Source organism: Roseobacter sp. GAI101, from assembly GCF_000156335.1.
Taxonomy (GTDB): domain Bacteria; phylum Pseudomonadota; class Alphaproteobacteria; order Rhodobacterales; family Rhodobacteraceae; genus Sulfitobacter.
Genome location: NZ_DS999213.1, coordinates 176731 through 198400, shown reverse-complemented (window position 1 = coordinate 198400; position 21670 = coordinate 176731). Strand labels below are relative to the sequence as shown.

Below are 21670 nucleotides of genomic sequence, written 5' to 3'. Positions count from 1 at the left end.
TTGTCCATCACCGGTCCCGACGGAATGATCGTTGCAAACGATGTAACGCTGACGAAATCCCAGGCACAGGCATTCCGCGCCATCGGCAAGAAACGCCGCAGCAAGGCTTGGCCGGCGGGCGAGTATCTCGGCGATGTCACGATGGTGCGGGGGACGCAGATCATCAGCCGCCAGACGACTTCACTAACAATCGAATAGGCTTACATTTCCGTAAGCTTCAGTTTGATCAGACGGTTATGCGCCCGCGCACTCTCTGAATCTCCCTCGGGGACGGGGTGATATCGGCCAAATCCCTTGGCGGCCAAACGGTCCGGTGCGATCCCCAGAAAGTTGATCATGTACTTCACCACAGACAGCGCGCGCGCTTGGATTAGCTTCCAGTTGTCGGCAAATGCATCCAAGCGCTCCCCCTCTCCGGACCAACAATCCTCAACGTTACCATCACCACAGACTGACCTGCAAAGGCGCCGCGCATGCTGACTTTCACCATTCGACGACTGCTATTGTCGATCCCGACGCTTTTGTTCATCAGTATGGTCATATTCCTGCTGCTTCAGCTCGCCCCCGGCGATCCGATGGCACAGGTGCCCCTGACCGTTCCCCCCGAAGTCAAACAAAAGATGCGCGAGGCGCTTGGCCTGGGCCAGCCGATCTATGTGCAATATTACAAATGGCTGATCCAGTTCTTCTGGGTTGAACCGCAGGTGTTCCTGGACTGGGCAACGCGGGACTCCTTTCTTTTGGGCTGGCTGCCGGACACGAATTTCTCGACGTTTATCGACCCTGACAGCGGTGCTGTGCGCCCCGTGCAGCGCGCCATCAGCTGGCAGACCCGCAGCCCGATCATGGATATCGTGATCCAGCGCATGCCCCAGACCCTTTGGGTGGTGGGCCTGAGCTATGTGGTCGGCATCCTGATCGCCATTCCCATCGGCATCTATTCGGCCTACCGCCACTATTCGCTGTTCGATCAGGCGGGGACATTTGTCACGATGGTCGGCTTTTCAATCCCGCCGTTCTTTACCGGACCGCTGCTGATCGTGGTGTTTTCGGTGACGCTGGGCTGGTTACCGTCAATCTATGATACCACCCATGTCGTGACCGACTGGGCCAGCTTCAAGATCCAGTTCATGCAGATGATCATGCCCGTCATGGTGCTGGCGCTGCAAACCACCGCCCAGATCAGCCGCTACATGCGCGGCGCTATGCTGGACAACCTGAACCAGGATTACGTGCGGACCGCGCGGGCCAAAGGGCTCAAGGAAAGTTCGGTCGTTCTGGTGCATGTGCTGCGCAACTCCATGATTCCGGTTGTGACGGTGATTGCCCTTGGCATGCCCGCGATCTTTGGCGGCGCGATCATCACCGAAAACGTGTTCAAGGTGAATGGTATCGGCCAGCTGCTGCTGACCGCGCTCTTTGCCAACGATCTGCCGATGGTCATGACATTGACCTTCATCTTTGCCATCCTGATCGTTTTGTTTAACCTGATAGCCGATGTTCTATACGGCCTGCTTGACCCGAGGATCCGCTATGACTGAGCAAGGCATTCCCGCGAGCCCCATCGAGGCCGATATCGAAACCTTTGGCGCGCTGGTCGACAAGGAACCCTCCAAGCCCCCGCGCAGCCAATGGATCGACGTCTGGCAGCAGTTCCGCAAACACAAAGGCGCTGTGTTCGGTGGAGGTTTCTTGCTGTTCATCACGCTGGCGGTGATCTTTGGCCCCTTGCTGTGGGACGTTGACCCCAAGGCGCTGGATATCCGCAACAAGAACTGGCGGCCCGTTTATCAGCTGTTGTTTGACAGTGAAGCCAAGGCCGGTTGGGCACATCCCTTTGGCACCGACCAGTTGGGCCGCGATATCATGGCGCAGATGATCGCAGGCGGTCAGGTGTCGATGGCCGTCGGGTGGTTGGCCATGGCATTGGCGCTGGTGATCGGATCCGCGATTGGCGTGATCTCGGGCTATTTCAAAAAGCTCGACTTCTGGCTCATGCGTTTTACCGATCTCGTGCTGTCCCTGCCGATCCTGCCCCTGACCTTGCTGGCCGTGACACTGTTTCGCCAACCGTTGAATTCACGCTTCGGGCCCGAAGGTGGCATGTTCATCCTGATCGTCGGCATCATTGGCCTGACGTCCTGGATGCAAACAGCGCGGATCGTGCGCGGCGATATTCTTGCGCTGAAAGAACGCGAATTCATTCTCGCCGCCCGCTCCATCGGGACACGGTCTGGCAAGATCATCCGCCGTCACCTGCTGCCCAACGTCATATCTCCGATCATGGTATCCGCAACCCTGGGTCTGGCTACAGCCATCATCACGGAGAGCGCGCTGAGCTTTCTGGGGGTCGGCTTTCCATCCGACTTTCCGACATGGGGCAAGCTGTTGTCGGATGCGGTGAGCCGGATGCAGGAATTCCCCGAACGGGTATTGTTGCCCGGGATCGCGATTTCGCTGACTGTGTTGAGCGTGAATTATCTGGGTGATGGTTTGCGGGATGCATTGGATCCGCGGTTGCGGGGGCGGTGATCGAACGCGGGCTTTGGTCTGCGCTGCGTCTGGAGGATTTGAGTATTTAAGAAAGGGTGAAGGGGGGACTGGGGTCCTCCCTTTTTGCGTTTGGGGATTCGGGAAATAAGGACGTGATCGGTTCGTGATGGCACCAAACGGGAACAGATTGGGGAGCTGAGGGCTGATCAGGGAACAGCATGGTGACGTCAGGCGTTCAACTGGAATAGTTTCCTGCGTATGGCACTGTGCGCGCGCGTTGATCTGCTTGAAATAGATGATTTCTCGCGTCATTGGGAAATTATTCTGTATTTAAAGGATCAGAGCGATGTTCGAGTCATTCGGTTTTGAAAACACCACGCCGCAGCAGGCATCTGTTCTGTTTGCAGTATTTGTTGGCGTTCTATTTGGTCTTTTAGGGCAAATTACCACGTTTTGCTTCCGGCGATCCCTGATTGGCGATGATCGTCGCCAGGCGGCCGGGGTGTGGTTGATGGCCCTCGCCTTTGCGGTAATCGGCACGCAAGTCGCCGTGGCACTGGAACTGATCAGCTTTGCCGACCACCGGTTCATGATATCTGAACTACCGATTGCTGCGATTGCCTTTGGCGGATTGCTGTTTGGTGCCGGGATGGTGCTGACGCGCGGCTGTGTTTCACGGCTGACGATCCTGGCGGGGTCGGGCAACCTGCGCGCGGGCCTGGTGATCGTTGTCTTCGCGATTGTGGCCCATGCCACACTGAAAGGTGTGTTGGCCCCGCTGCGTGTGGCGTTGGGCAGCATGACGGTCGAAATGGGCGATGCGATCAGCCTAGCCGCCTTGCCCGGCGGTGCCTGGTTCTGGTCCGGTCTGATTGCCTTGGGCGCAATTGTCTATGCCCTGCGGTCGGGCAATGGTGTCGGCACGCTTGTCATGGGGGCGGCGATCGGGCTGTTGGTGCCGCTGGCGTGGGTCGGCACGGGCTTTATCCTTTTTGACGAATTCGACCCGATCGCAATGGAGAGCCTGTCGTTCACATCGCCCGCCGCAGAGGGCCTGTTCTGGGTCGTGGCCAGCAGTTCGATCCCTGCCGGTTTCGGTGTGGGTCTGTTTGGCGGCGTTCTAGTCGGTGCCTTTATCGCCAGCATCAGCTTTGGCGGGTTCGGCTGGCAGAGCTTCGAAAGCCCCGCACAGACCGGCCGTTACCTGGCGGGTGCCGCATTGATGGGCGTGGGCGGCGTTCTGGCGGGCGGCTGCACCTTGGGGGCCGGTCTGTCCGGCGTCCCGACCCTGTCGCTGGCGGCGATCCTAGCGATCGTGATGATCGCGGTAGGTGCTTTGGCGACGAACGCCATGGTGCGCCGCGCCCCCGTCGGCCAACTGGCGCACGGCTGACCGGCGAAGGTCGGCCCCTTTAACGTCGGGGCCTTCCTAAATGATCTTGCTGCGCAAACGGCGCAGCATCCACCAGACCAAAACGACAACAACCGGCACGGCAAGGGCGGTCACCACCCCCTTGCCGATGCCGACCTGCTCTGCCAGCGGCGTAATCATATAGGCCGCCAGAGACACCGCATAATAGCTGATCGCGACCACCGACAGGCCTTCGACCGTGTGCTGCAAACGCAGTTGCAGGTCAGAGCGTTCGTTCATGCTTGCAAGGATTTCCTGGTTCTGGGCAGAGCGTTCGACATCCACCCGCGTGCGCAGCAATTCTGACGCGCGGATGGCGCGGGCCGACATGGACTGTAACCGGTTCTCGGAAGACTTGACCGTGCGCATGGCCGGTTCGTAGCGACGCATCATGAATTCATCAAAGCCTTGGCGCGACATGAAACGCGTCTCGCGTAGCGCTGATATCCGCTGGTTGACGATGGCCTGATAAGCCTCGGTCGCCCCGAAGCGGTAGGAGACTTCGGCGGACAGGGTCTCAAGCTGTACCGAGATGTCCAACAGCTTGTGCAGCGTGTCTTCGGCCATCGCATCAGAGGCGCGCATCGCGGCCATCAGGCTGTTCAACTGCTTGTCGAGATCATTCAACTGACCAACGAAGTCCCGGACCGTGGCAAAGCCCAGCATCGACATGGATTTATAGGTCTCGATCTCGCACATCCGCTGGACAATGCGGCCAAGGCGTCTGTCACCGGTGCCGTCCGACGCAAAGATCGCCATGCGCATATGGCCCGCTGAATCGATGCGGAAATCGCTGGCCACCACGGCGGCATCGTCCAGCACCTTGGCGACCGCCAGGCTTTCCGGGACGAACCAATCGCGCAGCATGTCGGAGAGTTGTTCATCCGTGTCGGGCCGTTTCACCAGCCGCAGCAAGATCGAGGTGATGCGTTCCGCATTCAGCCCGCTGCGCCAGTTTTCGGGAAAGACGTCGAATTCGGCAGGGTCAAAGGGTCGTTCGCTAAGCTGATCTGAAAACACCGTATAGGTCACGAATTCCGTGTGTTGTTCCCATTTCAGCGCGTATTTCCCCATGGGCCCGTAGTAATGGGTCGCGTTTTCGGCCGGCAGCGGCGCGCCGTAGTGCTTGAGCAGCGCCGTCAGATGCTCAAGGTCAATTGACCTGTCGCGCGTGGCGGCGTCACCGGGGGGACGCACGGCAAGATAGGCCGCGACATGGGGTGCGCTTAGCGACGGGAACGGGCGCGCATGCAATTCACTGTTAAGCGCATAGCGCAGCGGGTGGTCCTTGATCGCAGCCATGTGGGTCGTCCTTCAAACCGGTCGTTGAGGGCAAGATACAACAATCCAAAACAAAGGACAGAAATAAATTGATTATTTCCATGGCCTTACGGTGTACCGTTGAATACTGGCCGCCCTGTGTGACATGCGCAACTCGTCAAATCGGGGCGCGGCCCTAGGTTCACGGTCTTAACGAGTGATGGTGAGACCGCGCAAGATGACAGACCGGACTGAAGAAGCTACAGCCCAAAAGGGTGGCCGAGATCTGACCAAAGGACCGGTCTGGCGTGCATTGGCCGCCATGACTGCCCCGATGAGTTTCGGAATCTTCGCCGTGCTCAGCGTCGGTTTGGCGGATGCTTATTTTCTGGGCCAGATCGGTGGCACGGCGCTGGCGGCGGTCGGCTTCATCTATCCTGTGACCACCGCAATCACATCGCTGTCCATCGGACTAAGCGCCGGGGCGAATGCTGCGCTAAGCCAAGGGGTCGGGCGCGGTGACGGCGACACGGCGACGCAGCGGTTGGGCCTGCATGCGATTGGTTTGGGATTTGGTCTTTCTGCCCTGATCGCCGTGCTGGTTTGGGGTGGTTATCCCTATATCTTTCAGGCCTTGGGTGCCGGTGATGCGGTTGCCGGGCGGATCGCCGAATATATGCCTGTCTGGGCGCTGAGCTTTCCGTTTTTGGTGACGATGATGGTGACCAATGCCGTATTCCGCGCCCACGGAGACAGCCTGACATCTTCCTGGATCATGGTGCTGGCGGCAGTGATCAATGTGGGGCTGGACCCGCTGCTGATTTTTGGCCTGTGGGGCCTGCCCGAGCTTGGCGTTCAAGGCGCTGCGATGGCGACGCTTGCCGGGCGTGTCGTCGCTGTCGCCCTTGCGCTGTTCATTGCGTGGCGGCGCGGGTTTCTGGGCTGGTGCGGCGGACTGTTTGACGGGATCTGGACATCGACGCGCAAGATCTTGAACGTAGGGCTGCCCGCTGCCTTTTCGAACGCCATCAATCCCGCAGGCATGGCGCTGGTCACCGCTGCCGTGGCAACAGTCGGTGAAACAGCCGTTGCGGGCTTTGGTGCGGCGACACGGGTGCAAAGCATGGCTCTGGTCCCGCTTTTGGCCCTGTCTGCGGGGATTGGTCCCGTGGTCGGCCAGAACTGGGGTGCCGACGCCAAGGACCGCGCGCAGGATGCAACGCGATATGCGTTCCTGTTCTGTCTGGGATATGGTGCCTTGGTCGCTGTCGTTCTGGGTCTATTCGCGGACCCGATTGCAGGCATTTTCACCTCGGGCCAAGAGGACCGCGGCTATGCGGCGACCTATCTGCGGTTTGTCGGCCTGTCGCTGTTTGGCTATGGCATCGTGGTCACTGCAAATGCCGCAATGAATTCTCGCGACAAGGCGCTGTGGTCGATGGGTCTGAGCCTTGGTCGCATCTTCGTCCTGTATCTGCCACTCGCATGGATCGGGGCGCTGACGCTTGGGTATTGGGGCATCGTGCTGGCGGCCGTATTGGCAAACGTGCTTGCCGCATGGGGCGGTCTGGTCGCGGCGAAATCAACGGAGCTTTTGCGCACCGATAGTTGGGTCGTTGATCTTCCGCGCCGGGTGACCCCCCTTGGCAAGCCGGACTAGGGCGGGAAGGTTTTCAGGCCCCCTAACCAGGAAAAGAGCCGCCCTTCCGACAGCGCGGAATCTTCAAAAATTCCGGATCGGCTTTACGAAAAAATCAGCTATCAAACGAAAAAAGGCGGCGCATTTTGTGCACCGCCTTTCCATGTTCGCTTGATCGGTTATCAGTCGATCAACGGCAGCAACTTGTCCAAGCTGGCCTTTGCATCACCATACAGCATCCGCGTGTTGTCCTTGAAGAACAACGGATTCTCGATCCCGGAATATCCCGTGCCCTGCCCGCGCTTGGACACGATCACGTTCTTGGCCTTCCAGCATTCCAGAACCGGCATACCGGCGATGGGGCTGTTGGGGTCGTCCTGTGCCGCAGGGTTCACGATGTCGTTGGACCCGATGACGATGGCAACATCCGTGTCGGGGAAGTCGTCGTTGATCTCGTCCATCTCCATCACGATATCATAGGGCACCTTGGCTTCGGCCAGCAGCACGTTCATGTGCCCCGGCAAACGCCCCGCAACGGGGTGAATGGCGAAACGCACGTTCTTGCCTTGGGCGCGCAGCTTTTTGACCAGCTCGCTGACCGCTTGCTGCGCCTGGGCCACCGCCATCCCGTAACCGGGGATGATGATCACACTGTCGGCTTCGTTCAGCATCGTGGCAACGCCGTCGACTTCGATCGCGACCTGTTCGCCTTCAACGGCCATTTGTTCGCCCGCAGGGCCGCCAAAGCCACCAAGGATCACGCTGACGAAAGACCGGTTCATCGCCTTGCACATGATGTAGGACAGGATCGCACCCGAGGAACCGACCAGCGCGCCGACCACGATCAACAAATCGTTGCCAAGCGAGAAACCAATCGCCGCCGCAGCCCAGCCCGAGTAGCTGTTCAGCATCGACACAACCACCGGCATGTCGGCACCGCCGATGCCCATGATCAGATGGTAGCCGATGAACAAGGCCGCCAGCGTCATTAGGAACAGCGGCAGGAACGCGCCAGTGTTGAAGTACCAGATCAGCGTCAGCACAGCGACAGCCGCCGCCGCGATGTTCAGGATGTGACCACCGGGCAGCTTTTCAGCCGAAGACGACACCCTGCCCGCCAGTTTGCCATAGGCAATAACGGAACCGGTGAAGGTGACAGCACCGATGAACACGCCCAGGAACAGTTCGACCCGCAGAATGCTAAGCTCGACCCCGGATTTCTTGGCGATCAACGCCGCGAAAGTACCCAGTTCCTTGACGTCACCGCCAGCGGCGATGAAGCCCCCCACGCGGCCGATTTCGAAATGCGCGATCAGACCGACAAATACCGCTGCCAGACCGACAAGGCTGTGCATCGCGGCAACCAGTTCGGGCATCTGCGTCATCTGTACCTTGGTCGCCAGTTGGTACCCGATGGCACCGCCCCCCGCGATCAGGATCAGCGAAAGGAACCAGAACCCCGTGCCCGGCCCGATCAGCGTCGCCGCCACGGCCAAGGCCATACCGACAATGCCATACCAGACGGCGCGCTTGGCGCTTTCCTGGCCGCTCAACCCGCCGAGCGACAAGATGAACAGGATAGCTGCGACTACGTAAGCCGCTGTTGTGAAACCAAAATCCATGAACCCTGCCCCCTTAAGATTTCTGGAACATGGCGAGCATGCGCCGTGTCACGAGGAAGCCGCCGAATATGTTGATCCCACACATGAAGACCGACAAAGCTGCCAAAATAATCACCAGGAAGGACCCCGACCCAATTTGCATCAGCGCGCCCAGAATGATGATCGACGAAATCGCATTGGTCACCGCCATCAAAGGTGTGTGCAAGCTGTGCGCCACGCCCCAGATCACCTGGAAACCGATGAAGACCGACAGAACGAAAACGATGAAGTGCTGCATGAAGCTGGCCGGAGCCACCAGGCCAACGGCCAGCAGCAACGCACCACCGATGGCCAGCAAGGTCACCTGAGACTTGGTCTGCGCCTTGAACGCAGCCGTTTCAGCTGCGCGCTTTTCTTCCGGTGTCAGTTCCTTGACAGCAGCCTTTTTCGGGGCAGCCGCAATCGCTGCCACTTTCGGGGGCGGCGGCGGGAAGGTCACTTCGCTTGCGTGGGCAATCGTCGCGCCACGGATGACGTCGTCTTCCATGTTGTGGTTGATCACGCCGTCTTTTTCCGGCGTAAGATCAGTCAACAGATGACGGATGTTCGTCGCATAAAGCGTTGATGCCTGCGTCGCCATCCGGCTTGGGAAATCGGTATAGCCGATAATGGTCACGCCGTTATCTGTGACGACCTTTTCATCCATCTTGGTCAGCTTGCAGTTGCCGCCCTTTTCCGCCGCAAGATCGACGATCACCGAACCGGGCTTCATCGCCGCGACCATGTCCTCCGTCCAAAGCTCGGGCGCTTCGCGGTTGGGGATCAACGCGGTGGTGATCACGATGTCGACTTCGGGGGCCAGTTCGCGGAACTTGGCCAACTGCGCTTCGCGGAATTCCGGCGAAGACACCGACGCATAGCCACCAGAGGCAGATCCATCCTTCTGTTCTTCCTCGAAGTCGAGGTAGACGAATTCAGCCCCCATGGATTCGACCTGTTCGGCCACTTCGGGACGCACGTCAAACGCATAGGTAATCGCACCCAACGATGTCGCCGTACCGATCGCGGCAAGACCCGCAACACCGGCACCGACCACCAGAACCTTGGCCGGGGGCACCTTGCCCGCCGCCGTGATCTGACCGGTAAAGAACCGCCCGAAATTATTGCCCGCCTCGATGACGGCACGGTAGCCCGCAATGTTCGCCATGGATGACAAGGCATCCATCTTCTGGGCGCGGCTGATCCGGGGGATCATTTCCATCGCGATGACGGTGGCACCCTTTTCGGCAGCCGCCTTCATCTTTGCTTCATCCGCGACGGGGCTGAAGAACGAGATCAACGTCTGATCGCTGCGCAGCCTCTTCATCTCGGCATCATCAGGCACGCGCACCTTGGCAACCACATCCGCGGCTTTCCAAAGGGCGGCGGCGGTCTTGACCACCTCTACGCCGGCGGCGGTATATTTATCGTCGGCAAAACCTGCCGCGACACCTGCACCCGTTTCAATGATGCAGTCATGCCCCAGCTTTTGAAGTTGCAATGCTGACTCGGGTGTCATCGCAACGCGATGTTCCCCCGCAAACGTTTCTTTTGGCGTCCCGATCTTCAATCCAGAATCCCCCATTACCTCTGCCGCGTCCACCGTGGCGCAACATTATTACCCTGAGCAGTATCGCTTGGGTACCTATAGTACAAGACGCAGGCCCGGATTGAAGCCGCTTTCTGACGACAGATAGCGATAACAGCACAGTTTTTTATCGCTGGACGTTGCGTGAATTCGACAGCCACCTTGCGCCCGCCATCCCCTGCCCCCAGCATGGCCGTAAATCAAAGGAGGACTTCATGGATTTGAACGGAAAACACGCGCTTATCACGGGCGGCGGCACGGGGATCGGGCTCGCCATTGCCCAAGACCTTGCGGCAAAAGGGGCCCACGTCACCATCACCGGTCGCCGCCAAGAGGTGCTGGACGAAGTCGCTGGCGATAACATGACCGGCATGGCAATGGATGTGCGCAACGAGGATGACGTGGTGGCCAAGATTGCCACCGCAGTGGCTGCGCACGGGCCGATCCAGATCTGCATCCCGAACGCGGGCATCGCCGAAGGCAAGGCGGTACACAAGACCGACATGGATTTCTGGCGCAATATGATGGCCACCAATCTGGACGGCGCGTTCCTGACGATCCGCGAATCGCTGAAGTCCATGCGCGAGACCGACTATGGCCGCGTCATCGCGATTTCCTCAATGGCGGGGCTGCGTGGCCTGCCGGGGGCTGCGGCCTATTCCGCGTCCAAACACGGGATGATCGGTTTGGTCAGGTCCCTGGCCGAAGATTACATGGGCAAGCCCTTGACCTTCAACGCGATCTGCCCCGGCTATGTCGACACGCCGATTGTGACACGCAACACCGCGTCGATCTCGGAACGTGCGGGTATATCAGAGGAAAAAGCCCGCGCGATCATGGTCAATTCCAACCCCCATAAGCGCCTTATCGACGTATCCGAGGTTTCAGCCGCCGCGATGTGGCTGGTCGGCCCCGGATCGCAAAGTATCAATGGCCAATGCATTCAGGTCACCGGCGGTCATATGTAGGCGGCAGGCAATCGTTTAGATGCCATTAACCATAAGGCGTTATCCCTCGCCTTATGGATTACCAAAGCCGGACCACACATGATGAAGCTTGTTTTCCAGAGCCGACGCAAAATTGCCAAAACGGCTGACGCTCCGGCCACATCGGAACGCACTGGTGCGACATTCCAATCGGTGCGCTCAAAACCCCAAGGGTTTAACTGGCAGTCCCGAAGAAAACCGGAATCACCGCCTGTCATGCACCATTTCGACTTTGAAACACCCGCGTCACGCTGATTTCAGCAGGCCCTGCCGCTTGCCCTGCGCCCAGGCACGCGCCGCCGCGCCAAACCCTTCGAACAAGGGGCGCGACACAGGGTCGTTCGCGGCATCCCATTCGGGGTGCCACTGGACCGCCAGCGTGAAGCCCGGCGCGTCCTTGACGTAAATCGCCTCCGGCGTGCCATCATCGGCATATCCATCAATCACAATGCGCGCGCCCGGCACCTTGATGCCCTGCCCATGCAACGTATTGGTACGGACCTTGGCCGCACCAAGCACTTCGTGAAACACCCCACCTTCAGTGAAACGCACGTCATGGCGCAGCTCGAACTTCTCCTCGATCGTCCCATCAGGAGGCATCCGGTGGTTCATCCGCCCTGGCAGGTCGCGGATCTCCGGATAAAGCGACCCGCCCATGGCGACGTTCACCTCCTGAAAACCGCGGCAGACGCCAAAGAACGGCTGCCCCCGCTCGACACAGCCTCGGATCAATCCAAGGGCGATCGCGTCGCGCGCGCGGTCAAATGTGCCATGCGCCTCGGTCTCGTCCTCACCGTATTCTTCGGGGTGCACGTTGGGCCGCCCGCCCGTCAGCAGAAAACCGTCACAGGTGTCCAGCAACTCGGCCACAGACACAAGAGACGGATCGCTGGGGATGATCAACGGCAGACAGCCCGATACCTGCGCGACCGCGACCGTGTTCATCGTACCGGCCGCGTGGATCGGATATTGATCGTTCAGAAGGCTGGTGTTGCCAATAATACCGACGACAGGACGTGACATGTTCAGCCTCAAACTAGATGTTTAGCCAAAAGCTTAGCGCGTCCTCCGCATGATCTCAACACCCGATAGAACGCCATTTTTATGCCTCTGCGGTCAATCCGGCCGCCGCAATCCCTGCCAGGGCCGCTTCGACGTCATTATCCGACGTATCGCCCGTCACACCGACCGCGCCGATGACGACACCCGCATCGTCGCGCAGCAGGACACCACCCGGAACAGGCACAACAGACCCGCCGTAGACGCCATTGATCGCGGCCATGAAATAGGCCTGCGCCTCGGCCCGTGCCATCTGCGCGCGTCCGGCCATGCCCAGCATCACCGCGCCATAAGCCTTGCCATGGGCAATCGCGAACCGCCCCGGTGCCGCGCCATCTTCACGCTCGAACGCCTGAACATGCCCGCCCGCATCCAAAACGACGACGGACAAGGGCTTGAACCCCATCTCGCGGCCTTTCTTCAGCGTTTCCGCAATCATTACCCGTGCCTGCTCCAACGATACCATCACTTCAAACCTTCTTCATTTTGCCAAATAAACTCCGGGGAGCGCGAGGGGCTGGCCCCTCGCACCCGATCCATCAACCTTGTGCAGCCTTCAACTCAAGACGCCGCGCATGCAACACAGGCTCGGTATAGCCCGACGGCTGCACACGCCCCTTCATGACCAGATCACAGGCTGCCTTGAACGCGATCCCGTCAAAGCCCGGTGCCATCGGACGGTACAACGGATCGCCCGCATTCTGCCCGTCGACAACCGCCGCCATCTTCTTGAGCGCCGCCATCACCTGATCTTCGGAAATCACGCCGTGGTGCAGCCAGTTCGCCAAGGCCTGCGCAGAAATGCGGCATGTCGCGCGGTCCTCCATCAGGCCCACATTGTGAATGTCCGGCACCTTGGAACAGCCGACGCCCTGATCAATCCACCGCACCACATAGCCAAGGATGCCTTGGGCGTTGTTCTCGATCTCCTGACGGATCTCATCGTCCGAAAGGTTGCGCCCGGTCAGAACCGGTATCGTCAAAAGCGCGTCCAGCGTGCCGCGCGGGCCGCCTGCCTTGATCTCTTCCTGACGTGCCAGCACATCCACCTGGTGGTAATGCATCGCATGCAGCGTCGCTGCCGTGGGCGATGGTACCCAGGCACAGTTCGCGCCCGCCTTGGGGTGGCCGATCTTGGCCTCCAGCATCGCCTCCATCAGATCGGGCATCGCCCACATGCCTTTGCCGATCTGCGCCTTGCCCTGCAAACCGCAGGCCAGACCGATATCGACGTTGCGATCCTCATAGGCGGCGATCCACGCTGAATTCTTCATCTCGCCCTTGGGCACCATCGGCCCCGCTTCCATCGAGGTGTGGATTTCATCACCCGTACGGTCAAGGAAACCGGTGTTGATAAAGGCCACCCGCGATTTCGCTGCACGGATACATTCGGCCAGATTGGCCGAGGTGCGGCGCTCTTCGTCCATGATGCCCAGTTTGACGGTATTGGCAGGCAGACCCAGCACGTTTTCCACGTGGGTGAAAATCTCGTCTGCATAGGCGACTTCGGCAGGGCCGTGCATCTTGGGCTTGACCACATAGACCGATCCCGCGACCGAATTGCGCATCCCGCCGGTCTTTTGCAGGTCATGCATTGCGATCAGCGTGGTGATCATGGCGTCCATCAGCCCCTCGCCCACTTCCAGACCGTCACGGTCCAGCACGGCGGGGTTGGTCATCAGGTGGCCCACATTGCGGATCAGCATCAGTGACCGGCCTTTGACCGTCAGCGCGCTGCCGTCCGGCGCGGTATAGTCGCGGTCGGGGTTCATCGCACGGGTAACCTGCTGGCCGCCCTTTTCGAATGTCTCGGACAAATCGCCCTTCATCAGGCCCAGCCAGTTGCCATAGGCGACAACCTTGTCTTCGGCATCCACCGCCGCCACGCTGTCTTCGCAATCCATGATCGTGGACAGCGCGGATTCCATCAGCACGTCAGACACATGCGCCGGGTCGGTCTTGCCAATCGCGTGATCCGCGTTGATCTGGATTTCAATGTGCAACCCGTTGTGTTTCACCAAAACAGCCGTTGGCGCGTCTGCCGCACCACTATAGCCCGCGAATTGCCCAAGGTCGGCCAAGCCGCCCGCACCGGCCAAGGACAGACCGCCGTCAGACACCTTGATCCCTGTAACATCACCCCAAGATCCAGACGCCAGCGGCGCTGCCTCATCCAGAAACGCCTTGGCCTTGGCGACGACCCGCGCGCCGCGCGCTGCGTCATACCCCTTGCCCTGCGGCAAGTCGCCAAGCGCATCGGTGCCATAAAACGCATCATATAGGCTGCCCCAGCGTGCATTCGCCGCGTTCAGCGCAAAGCGGGCGTTGGTGATTGGAACAACCAGTTGCGGGCCAGGCACCGATGCGATTTCAGGGTCAACTCCAGCGGTATCGATTGAAAACGCAGGGCCTTCAGGCACCAGATAGCCGATTTCACGCAGGAATGCGGTATAGGCTTCGGCATCATGGGGCTGTCCGGCACGCTCCTTGTGCCACGCGTCAATCTGCGACTGCATGTCTTCGCGCACCTGCAACAGATCGCGGTTCTTGGGCCCCAGATCATGGACCAGATCAGAAAACCCGCCCCAGAACGCCTCAGCGGAAACGCCGGTTCCGGGCAACGCCTTGGTTTCGATGAACTCCACCAGTTCATTCGCGATCTGCAGGCCGTTCTTGTCTGTTCTCTGGGTCATCCGAGGCTCCTTAAAATTGCCAATGTCGTGGCTTTCAAGAAGGCTTAAAAGGTAAATTCAACTGTAGCAAGCTATATTGGTAAGTTTATATTACCAATAATGGATTATTTTGGCGGTTTCCCCTTCGCGCTGCGGCACCTGTCAGAACAATAGCGCACCGTCTCCCAATCCTTGGCCCACTTCTTGCGCCAGGTGAAAGGCAGCCCGCAGGTGGCACATATCTTGCTTGGCAGATCGGCCTTTTTTCGCATTTTTGCCATGGTGCCTCCTTCACTCCGCAATCTGGTCGGATGTACAAAAAAAGCAGGTTCCGGAAACCGGAGCCTGCCTCTTTTAACTTGTTTCACTGTGTACGGACTAATTAATTGTTCTCGGTCGTACCTGTTGCACCCGCGTCTGCCGGTGCGGCCGTGGTTTCCGTACTCACAGCCGGTGCGGTCGTCAGATCGGCGGCGGCTTCGTCATCGTCGCGTCCGTTGTTCAGGATGACGAACAACAACAAAAGGACCACTACGACGCCAAAGATGACCGCCCCCTTGATGCCCAGCAATGCGGGCTTGTGGCGTGTTTCTTGCTTTTCGATATTTGTGTCGGGTGCCGACATGATCGTTCTCCTGTCATTAGTTTCTCGCTCCCGCCTTGCGGGTGCATGGTTGAAGGACTAACTTTGCGACAGGACATTCTGTTCCGAAATAAAGGAAAAAATATGCGCGACGCTGCCCCCCAGACGATCTATCTGGCCGATTACACACCCTTCGGCTTCATTATCGACAGCGTCTCCCTTCATTTTGATCTGGACCCTCGCAAGACCCGCGTCAAAAGCAGGATCGCCTTTCGTCCGAACCCGGATGCAACCGACAACACCTTCTTTCTTCATGGCGAGAATCTGAACCTGATCAGCGCCATGATTGACGGCACCCCCGTCACCCCCAAACTGACAGAAGCAGGCCTGACCTGCGACGTACCCGATGCGCCTTTCGTCTGGGAAGCCGAGGTCGAGATTGATCCGACCGGCAACACCGCGCTTGAGGGGCTTTATATGTCGAACGGCATGTATTGCACCCAATGCGAGGCCGAAGGCTTTCGCAAGATCACCTATTACCCCGACCGCCCCGATGTGATGGCCGTGTTCACCGTCACCATCAACGGCCCGCATCCAGTGCTGCTGTCCAACGGCAACCCCGTCAGCGCAGCCGAACATGTCGCCGAGTGGCACGACCCGTGGCCCAAGCCCTCCTATCTGTTCGCGCTGGTCGCAGGCGATCTGGTCGCCCATCCCGGCAGTTTCACCACCAAATCGGGCCGCGACGTTGCACTGAACCTCTATGTCCGCCCCGGCGACGAGGGCAAATGCGCTTTCGGCATGCAGGCGCTGAAAGAGTCGATGAAATGGGACGAAGACGTTTACGGCCGTGAATACGATCTTGATCTGTTCAACATCGTCGCCGTCGATGACTTCAACATGGGCGCAATGGAAAACAAGGGGCTGAACGTCTTCAACTCCTCCGCCGTTCTGGCGTCGCCCGAAACCTCCACCGACATGAATTTTGAGAGGATCGAGGCGATCATCGCCCACGAATATTTCCACAACTGGACCGGCAACCGCATCACATGCCGCGACTGGTTTCAGCTGTGCCTCAAGGAAGGGCTGACCGTGTTCCGCGACAGCCAGTTCACCTCCGACATCCGTTCGGCATCCGTCAAACGCATCAGCGATGTGATCGACCTGCGCGCGCGCCAGTTCCCAGAGGACCAAGGCCCCCTGGCCCACCCCGTGCGGCCTGAAAGCTTTCAGGAAATCAACAACTTCTACACCGCCACGATCTATGAAAAAGGGGCCGAGGTGATCGGCATGCTCAAGCTGCTGGTCGGTGATGACGCCTATGCCAAGGCTGCAACCCTGTATTTCGACCGCCATGACGGGCAGGCCTGCACCATCGAGGACTGGCTGCGCGTGTTCGAAGACACCACGGGCCGCGACCTGACCCAGTTCAAACGCTGGTACGGGCAAGCCGGCACACCGCATCTGTCCGTGACCGAGGCATGGGACCACGGCAAGCTGACGCTACACTTCAAACAGCACACCCCGCCCAGCGCTGCCACGCCTGATCCACAGCCGCAGGTGCTGCCCATCGCCGTCGGCCTGATCGACCAGGACGGCGACGAGGTAGAGGAAACCAACATTCTCGAGATGACGCAGGCCGAACAAAGCTTTGTCTTCGACAACCTCGGGACCCGGCCCATCGTATCGATCCTGCGCGGCTTTTCCGCCCCCGTGGTGCTGACCCAAGACCTGAGTGATGCCGACCGCGCCCATCTGCTGGCCTATGACACCGACCCGTTCAACCGCTGGGAACAGGGCCGCATTCTGGCCCGCTCATCGCTGATGGCGATGATCCTGGAGGGTAAGAAACCGAACAAGGATTGGCTCAAGGGTATCCGTGCCGTGATCAGCGACGAACATCTTGATCCCGCCTACCGTGCGCTGATGCTGGGCCTGCCCTCGCAATCCGATCTGGCCCGCGCCTTGGCCGAAGATGGCCACACCCCCGATCCCGACATCATCTACGCCGCAGTCGAGGCAACCCGCGCCGCGATGGCAAAATCCTATGCCAACCTGCTGCCGACGCTCTACCGCCGTCACACGGTCAGCGAGGATTACGAACCCGACGCAATCCAATCGGGCAAACGCGCGCTCAGCAATGCGGCCCTGTCGCTGCTGACCCGTATCGACGACGCCGCCGCCGCGCAGAAACAATATGACGCCGCCGACAACATGACCCAGCAGCTCAGCGCGCTGGCCAACCTCATCCATGCCGGCAAGGGCAGCAAGGCCGTACAGGCGTTCGAGGCGCAGTGGAAAGACGACCGCCTGGTGATGGACAAATGGTTCGGCCTGCAAGTCATGGAAGCCGACCCCGAAGAGGCCCACGAGGTCGTCGAGACCCTGACCAAGCACGCCGATTTCAATTGGAAGAACCCCAACCGCTTCCGCTCGGTTCTGGGGGCCTTTGCCGCCCATCATGGCGGGTTCCATCATGCGTCCGGTGCGGGGTACCGCCTGCTGGCCGACTGGCTGATCAAACTTGATCCGCTCAATCCGCAAACCACGGCGCGCATGTGCTCTGCCTTCCAGACGTGGAAGCGCTATGACGCGGATCGGCAGGCGTTGATCAAAACCGAACTCGACCGCATTCTCGCGCAACCTGACCTGTCGCGCGATACCACCGAAATGCTTACCCGCATCAGGGGGGCCTAAGACATGCGTCCCGTCCTCCTCATCACTGGTGCGTCAGCCGGTATCGGTGCTGCCTGCGCGCGGCTTGCCGCCCCCAGCTACAATCTGGCGCTGAACTACCGGTCTGACGCTGCCGGGGCCAAAGCCGTTGCCGCTCAGGCCCAAGCCAAAGGGGCGCGCGTTCTGCTATGCCAGGGCGACGTTGCCGACCCTGCCGATGTGGCGCGTATCTTTGACCAGATCGACCAACACTATGGCCGCCTAGATGCGCTCATCAACAACGCAGGCATCGTCGACCAGATCGCCACCGTCGCCGACATGGACCACGCCCGCCTGAAACGCATGTTCGACGTGAACGTGATCGGGGCGATGATGGTGGCCCAAGCCGCCGCCACGCGGATGCAGGCTCAAGGCAGCGGCGCGATCGCGAACATGGGTTCCATCGCGGCGCGGCTGGGGTCAGCCAATGAATTTGTCGATTACGCGGCGTCCAAAGCGGCCATTGATGCCTTTACCAAAGGCCTCGCAAATGAACTTGCGCCGCAAGGCATCCGCGTCAACGCGATCCGTCCGGGCCTGATTGAAACCGAAATCCATGCAAAGGCTGGCGTACCTGACCGTGCGCAAACCCTGGCGAAAAACATCCCGATGCAGCGCGTCGGCAGGCCAGATGAAGTCGCCAGTGCGACGCTGTTTTTGCTCTCTGACGCCGCCAGCTACATCACGGGCACCACGCTGGATGTCAGCGGCGGGCGCTGATGCCAGCGGACTACACCTACCAACGCCAACACCGCAGCCTAGGCAGTTTCATCATCCTTCCCACCATCTGGCTGGCCCTGCTGGCCGGATGGGTCCTGCTGGACGCATCCCCCATCCTTCTGGGCATCATCGCCGCCTGCACACTGCCCGCATTATGGGACCTTGTCAGAAACCCTTCCGCAAGCCTGACCCTCTCCCGGGAAATCATCAACTGGCACAGCGGCCCGCACAGCGCCGACATCAGCCTCAAGGAAATCACCCTGATCCGCCTCGACACGCGGCTGGACTTTTCAGTCCGTGCTACAGTGGTTTTGAAAAATGGCCGCAAGATCCGTATTCCGTTCGAGGCGACCCCACCGCATCACGCCTTTGAAACCGCGCTGATCGCCCAAAACATCAAGACTGAACGCCATCATTTCAGCCTCCGGCAGTGAGCGCCCCCCGCTTCTCTGGCTCTTAAATATCCTCGCCGAAGGCATCCTCGCGTGCGCCAGACACAACGTCCGACTACAAATCTCAAGGCCGCGCCTTTGGCCGTGTCGCCCCCAGCGGCTTGCAGTAATTCTGACGTTTCAACCAACCCGCCATCGCCGCCCGCTTTGCCGGACTGCGCATCGGCCCCCAGTCCGCCGCAACGCCGCGACCGCCTTTCCCGTAAATCACGCCATCACGCGGCACCGTGACAGCCATGATCCGCACCGCACAACTCAGGTTCGCCGCACCGTTTTTCAGCGCCTCTCCGGTGCCGACGTTACAATTATAATTCCGCGCTGTGGCGGGCAGGATTTGCAGAAGGCCATACCACAGCCCGCCGCCCCCCACAGCCCAGGGTTTATGGGTGCTTTCATACTTGGCCAGCGCCGACATGAACCCCACCCAGAACGCCCGCCGACCGGCATCGTCTGCTTCCGGGTACGCCGGGCACCACGCCGCGATATCCGCAGGGACCATATCGACCAAGGGGGCACCATGGCCCTTCAGGGCGGACAATGCTGCCCGTGTCCACAGCGCATGGCCCTGCATGTGTTGAAACTGCGTACGCGGGAGATTGCCGGAACGTGCTGGAGGCGACACCGCGAACCTGCGTGCCGGTGCCGCTCCTGTCGCAGGATCCCCCTGTACGACAGGGCCGGATTGGGCTGCGATACCTTCAGATACCGTGGTGGTGGCAGCATCCGGCCCGATCATCGGATGCGGTATCACGGCGTCACCCGCTAACGCATAGGTTGTGAAACTCAATGCGAGCCATGTCGAAAGAACGACCTTCACCCGCGTATCGCCATTCTGGAATGACCCCTGATTTGTTGTGTAAATATGCGCCTTTGCGACTTTTCCACCAATATATCCGCCATGGCCACACCGTCCCTAAACCGTGAACAATCGGGCAAAATATTGCCCCAAATACATCTTCAGGATGCAAAACAATCTTGGACCGACCTTAGCAGCGCCATCTTCGTGCCCAATTGCTGGGGCAAGTATGGAGTCATTAGACGGGTTCAAACGACTGACTGGACAAAAAATGCAGTATTTAAGAAAAATTTTCAAACGTAAAAAAACACTCGATATTCTCTCGGCCACGCACATCGTCACGCCATCGGTGTCTGTTCTGGCCGACCGGATTGCGGATGCCAAAAGCCAGGCCCGTACTGCGCGGCACCTGAATATCCAAAATCCGCAAGACCAGCTTTGCATCGCATGTCCCGACCCTACCGCAGAGGACCGGCTGCGCGACATGAACCAGGAACTGGGCCTGAAGATGGTGCGCCAGGAAAGCTGGCAGGACCTGTCCAAGATCATCCGCACCGCAGATGCCGCCCGGTCGTTGACGCCCGGTGCGATGCCCGTGGCAGACCTGATCGCCTATGGTGCCCGCGCCGATGTTGTGATGGCCGCAGAACATGCGATCAGTGAAACCGAAGGGACGCCCCCCCAAGGCCCTGCTGAACGGCATTGAGGATTTCGAACATGTGCTCGAAACCTATCCTGATGATTATGTCGTCGCCTGTATCGTCGCACAGGCGCATATCGACATCGGCTGGGCCTGGCGCGGGAACGGGTGGGACATCGAGATTCCCCGCCGCAACCGGGACGCCTTTGCCGCGCATTTCGACCGCGCCCACGAGATCATCGAACCCTTCGTCAAGCAGCACCCAGACAGCCCCTTGGTTGCCGCAACCCATTGTGCACAGGTCAGCGGTCCGGTCGGCAGGAAGAATAGCGTTGCTGACAAATACGAACATCTCATCGACCTCAACCCGAACAATCCGCGCCCGATGCGCGCCATGGGCAACCATCTGCTGCCGCGCTGGTTTGGCAGCTACGACCAGCTTGAACTTGAGGCCCGGCGCACAGCCGCACGCACCGAACACATCTGGGGGGCCGGCGGCTATACCTGGGTCCAGTTCGACGCGATTTCCTGCGATGACACAGCCTGCGCCAATCTCGACCTGCCCTTTTTCATCGATGGCTTGCGCGACATCCTGAACCGCAGGCCCAATGCCTATACTGCCAACCTGCTGGCCGCCTATTGCGCCAATACCATCGGGCAAGGCTATTCCGGCAATGACGAGGCCGACAACATGCGGGCGCAGATCTTTGACTGTACGGAATGGATAGTGCGCGAATACCTGACCGAATTGCACCCGATGATCTGGGCCCATGCCGCCCATGGGTTTGACAACAACATCCGCATCCGGTCACCGCGCAAATTCGCCGCTTCTGGCCGCGACGATGCGCTGCGGATCATGGCAAGCCTTTTCAAATCGGAAATCGCAGCCGGCAACCGGATCGTCTTTACCGACAAAGGCCCTCGCGCGATGGTCGCCTGACCTTTTCAACCAAGCGGGATATCAGCAGGAACGATCCCTTTCTGCGCCCTCAATTCCCATGGTGCCGCCCCAATCA

The 21670-nt window shown here is 59.6% G+C and carries 19 protein-coding genes and 2 pseudogenes; 11 read left to right on the top strand and 10 right to left on the bottom strand.

The features are described from left to right. A pseudogene (locus tag RGAI101_RS21840) lies at positions 1-198 on the top strand (M23 family peptidase); the annotation flags it as partial. A 2-nt stretch (positions 199-200) separates the two neighbouring features. On the opposite strand, the pseudogene RGAI101_RS00865 reads toward RGAI101_RS21840, so the two are convergent. Next, positions 201-419: pseudogene (locus tag RGAI101_RS00865) on the bottom strand (OmpA family protein); the annotation flags it as partial. 54 nt (positions 420-473) lie between these two features. Here RGAI101_RS00865 and RGAI101_RS00860 point away from each other — a divergent pair. From RGAI101_RS00860 to RGAI101_RS00850, 3 genes are all read left to right on the top strand, one after another. Further along, positions 474-1541: an ABC transporter permease gene (locus RGAI101_RS00860; RefSeq protein ID WP_008227807.1), complete on the top strand. Its 1068-nt coding sequence runs from the start codon at positions 474-476 to the stop codon at positions 1539-1541. Beyond that, positions 1534-2532 (top strand): ABC transporter permease, encoded by a 999-nt coding sequence (locus RGAI101_RS00855; protein WP_008227693.1) that lies wholly within the window; start codon positions 1534-1536, stop codon positions 2530-2532. The genes RGAI101_RS00860 and RGAI101_RS00855 overlap by 8 nt, the downstream gene beginning before the upstream one ends. A gap of 307 nt (positions 2533-2839) precedes the next feature. Beyond that, entirely contained in the window at positions 2840-3886 is a 1047-nt protein-coding gene (locus RGAI101_RS00850) for a YeeE/YedE family protein (protein ID WP_008227724.1), read from the top strand. 36 nt (positions 3887-3922) lie between these two features. Here the strand turns inward: RGAI101_RS00850 and RGAI101_RS00845 are convergent, their stop codons facing one another. After that, positions 3923-5206 carry a DUF3422 family protein gene (locus tag RGAI101_RS00845; RefSeq protein WP_008225663.1) on the bottom strand — a complete coding sequence of 428 codons (1284 nt, stop codon included), beginning with the start codon at positions 5204-5206 and terminating at the stop codon, positions 3923-3925. A 196-nt stretch (positions 5207-5402) separates the two neighbouring features. On the opposite strand from RGAI101_RS00845, the gene RGAI101_RS00840 reads away from it, so the two are divergent. Beyond that, positions 5403-6824, top strand: coding sequence for an MATE family efflux transporter (locus tag RGAI101_RS00840; RefSeq protein WP_008225339.1), 1422 nt, complete (start codon positions 5403-5405; stop codon positions 6822-6824). A gap of 161 nt (positions 6825-6985) precedes the next feature. Here RGAI101_RS00840 and RGAI101_RS00835 read toward each other — a convergent pair whose 3' ends face one another. After that, complete coding sequence (locus tag RGAI101_RS00835) at positions 6986-8425, bottom strand: NAD(P)(+) transhydrogenase (Re/Si-specific) subunit beta (protein WP_008229458.1); 1440 nt, start codon at positions 8423-8425, stop codon at positions 6986-6988. A 13-nt stretch (positions 8426-8438) separates the two neighbouring features. After that, positions 8439-10013, bottom strand: coding sequence for a Re/Si-specific NAD(P)(+) transhydrogenase subunit alpha (locus RGAI101_RS00830; protein ID WP_037228843.1), 1575 nt, complete (start codon positions 10011-10013; stop codon positions 8439-8441). A 233-nt stretch (positions 10014-10246) separates the two neighbouring features. Here RGAI101_RS00830 and RGAI101_RS00825 point away from each other — a divergent pair, with 233 nt between their 5' ends. Beyond that, positions 10247-10999, top strand: a complete 753-nt coding sequence (locus RGAI101_RS00825) for an SDR family NAD(P)-dependent oxidoreductase (protein ID WP_037227026.1) — start codon at positions 10247-10249, stop codon at positions 10997-10999. Positions 11000-11263: 264 nt separating this feature from the next. On the opposite strand, the gene RGAI101_RS00820 is transcribed toward RGAI101_RS00825, so the two are convergent. The 5 genes from RGAI101_RS00820 to RGAI101_RS00805 form a co-directional block, all read right to left on the bottom strand. Further along, complete coding sequence (locus RGAI101_RS00820) at positions 11264-12040, bottom strand: gamma-glutamyl-gamma-aminobutyrate hydrolase family protein (protein ID WP_008229457.1); 777 nt, start codon at positions 12038-12040, stop codon at positions 11264-11266. Between the two features lie 79 nt (positions 12041-12119). After that, positions 12120-12542, bottom strand: coding sequence for a GlcG/HbpS family heme-binding protein (locus tag RGAI101_RS00815; protein WP_441295896.1), 423 nt, complete (start codon positions 12540-12542; stop codon positions 12120-12122). Between the two features lie 73 nt (positions 12543-12615). Then, positions 12616-14769, bottom strand: coding sequence for a malate synthase G (locus tag RGAI101_RS00810; protein ID WP_008227702.1), 2154 nt, complete (start codon positions 14767-14769; stop codon positions 12616-12618). A 104-nt stretch (positions 14770-14873) separates the two neighbouring features. Continuing rightward, the gene (locus RGAI101_RS21455; protein ID WP_008228246.1) at positions 14874-15029 is read right to left on the bottom strand and encodes a DUF2256 domain-containing protein; all 156 of its coding nucleotides are present in this window, start codon (positions 15027-15029) and stop codon (positions 14874-14876) included. Between the two features lie 101 nt (positions 15030-15130). Continuing rightward, complete coding sequence (locus tag RGAI101_RS00805; protein ID WP_008225574.1) at positions 15131-15373, bottom strand: hypothetical protein; 243 nt, start codon at positions 15371-15373, stop codon at positions 15131-15133. Positions 15374-15475: 102 nt separating this feature from the next. On the opposite strand from RGAI101_RS00805, the gene pepN reads away from it, so the two are divergent. Genes pepN through RGAI101_RS00790 form a run of 3 tightly spaced genes read left to right on the top strand, consistent with a single transcriptional unit; the run spans position 15476 to position 19200 of the window. After that, positions 15476-18028 carry an aminopeptidase N gene (gene pepN, locus RGAI101_RS00800; RefSeq protein ID WP_008225597.1) on the top strand — a complete coding sequence of 851 codons (2553 nt, stop codon included), beginning with the start codon at positions 15476-15478 and terminating at the stop codon, positions 18026-18028. 3 nt (positions 18029-18031) lie between these two features. Further along, positions 18032-18766, top strand: coding sequence for a glucose 1-dehydrogenase (locus tag RGAI101_RS00795; RefSeq protein WP_008228234.1), 735 nt, complete (start codon positions 18032-18034; stop codon positions 18764-18766). Beyond that, on the top strand, positions 18766-19200 hold the full coding sequence (locus RGAI101_RS00790) for a hypothetical protein (protein ID WP_008228869.1): 435 nt from the start codon (positions 18766-18768) through the stop codon (positions 19198-19200). The genes RGAI101_RS00795 and RGAI101_RS00790 overlap by 1 nt, the downstream gene beginning before the upstream one ends. A gap of 82 nt (positions 19201-19282) precedes the next feature. On the opposite strand, the gene RGAI101_RS00785 is transcribed toward RGAI101_RS00790, so the two are convergent. Then, the gene (locus tag RGAI101_RS00785) at positions 19283-20035 is read right to left on the bottom strand and encodes a transglycosylase SLT domain-containing protein (protein ID WP_008225155.1); all 753 of its coding nucleotides are present in this window, start codon (positions 20033-20035) and stop codon (positions 19283-19285) included. Positions 20036-20285: 250 nt separating this feature from the next. Between RGAI101_RS00785 and RGAI101_RS22285 the strand changes: the two genes are divergently transcribed. Together RGAI101_RS22285 and RGAI101_RS00780 are read left to right on the top strand one after the other, a co-directional pair. Beyond that, on the top strand, positions 20286-20720 hold the full coding sequence (locus RGAI101_RS22285; protein WP_083791989.1) for a hypothetical protein: 435 nt from the start codon (positions 20286-20288) through the stop codon (positions 20718-20720). After that, on the top strand, positions 20665-21594 hold the full coding sequence (locus RGAI101_RS00780; RefSeq protein WP_254655223.1) for a hypothetical protein: 930 nt from the start codon (positions 20665-20667) through the stop codon (positions 21592-21594). The genes RGAI101_RS22285 and RGAI101_RS00780 overlap by 56 nt, the downstream gene beginning before the upstream one ends. Positions 21595-21670 lie beyond the last annotated feature (76 nt).